This is a genomic window from Streptomyces sp. NPDC056222, from assembly GCF_042264065.1.
GTDB lineage: Bacteria > Actinomycetota > Actinomycetes > Streptomycetales > Streptomycetaceae > Streptomyces.
In genome coordinates, this window is sequence record NZ_JBHJTL010000229.1 from 1 (window position 1) to 1,116 (window position 1,116).

A 1,116-nucleotide genomic window follows, 5' to 3' on the forward strand; every position below is an offset into this window, starting at 1 on the left:
GCTGCAGCTTGCCGATCTTGCCACCCTGGAAGCGAGCACGAATTATCTGGCCCGTGCGGGGATGCTCAATGTTGAACCAGCCGATTCGCTTGAGGTTGTCGAAGTACCAGGCTTCGAAGTCGGCCACCGTCTGCGCCGAGCGGAACTGCACCGACGCCCCGATGGTCTGCATGACGTGGGTGTTCAGCAGGCGCTGCCGCGGCACGCCGCGTTCCATCTCGGTGCGCTCGACCGCGGGGTCGAACTCCTCACCGTAGTCCGCAAAGCGGATCTCGGCATAGCTGGGGAAGGTCTCCATGTACTCCTCGCTTCGAACAATCAATCTCATAGAAACCGGCGTGGGAACCCCGCGCCGATCCACTCAGCCCATCGCGTCCTGCCAGCCATAGCGGGCTTGGCCGACCCGGCCCCACGAACCGCCATCGAGCTCCTCGTTGCCGATCTGGACAATCAGCTTTCGGATCTCGGACCCATCTGGAAGCGTTTGCGATTCCTCTCGCTGCTGGACCTAGCTTCCGCAGTAGTTGTGGATCTCAACGGACGGTCCGCCTTGGCCACCCTGCCGGCCGCTCAGCGCAACACGAGCGGGAACCTGTCCACCGATGCCGCCAGCGTCGTAACCTCGCCTCAACGCCGCGCGCAGGGCGTGAAATGCCGATGGCCCCCCCAGTGCCCGCATGTCGTCCTGGTTGAGCACGCCCTCGCCCTTGTGGACGAGTCCGGCCGGCTCCAGTCGCCCGCCGTAACCGGTGAAGCCACCACCGTCGAACCCTGGGATCTGGATCCGCTCCCGCTGTACCGTTCCAACCGGCCCGGCAAAAGCGTTGAATCCGGCGTTGAACAGCGCTGATGTGGCTTGCTTGGCCGCGATACGAGCCAGGTCCGCAATGATCGAGTTGGCCAGCTGGCTGAAACTCAGCTTGCCGGTCATTTCGAAGTTCACCAACGCATCCACCATTCCCTGGAATGCGTTGGTGAACGCCTGATTGCCCAGCTCTGCTGCATTGGCCGCCTGGGAACGATAGTCCTCGAAGGCACGGTAGGCACCCAACGACCAATTAGTGATCGAACTCTGACGATCCGCCTGGTACTGCGCCTCCCGCTGCAATGCCTCCT

The 1,116-nt window shown here is 62.9% G+C and carries 2 protein-coding genes; both read right to left on the reverse strand.

Annotated features, from left to right (window positions below; translation table 11 throughout):
- Nucleotides 1-298 (reverse strand): hypothetical protein (locus ACFC0D_RS38700; protein ID WP_376446822.1); only part of this gene is annotated, 298 nt, incomplete at its 3' end.
- Between the two features lie 210 nt (nt 299-508).
- Nucleotides 509-1,116: phage tail tape measure C-terminal domain-containing protein (locus ACFC0D_RS38705; RefSeq protein ID WP_376446824.1), on the reverse strand; the 608-nt coding region annotated here is incomplete at its 5' end.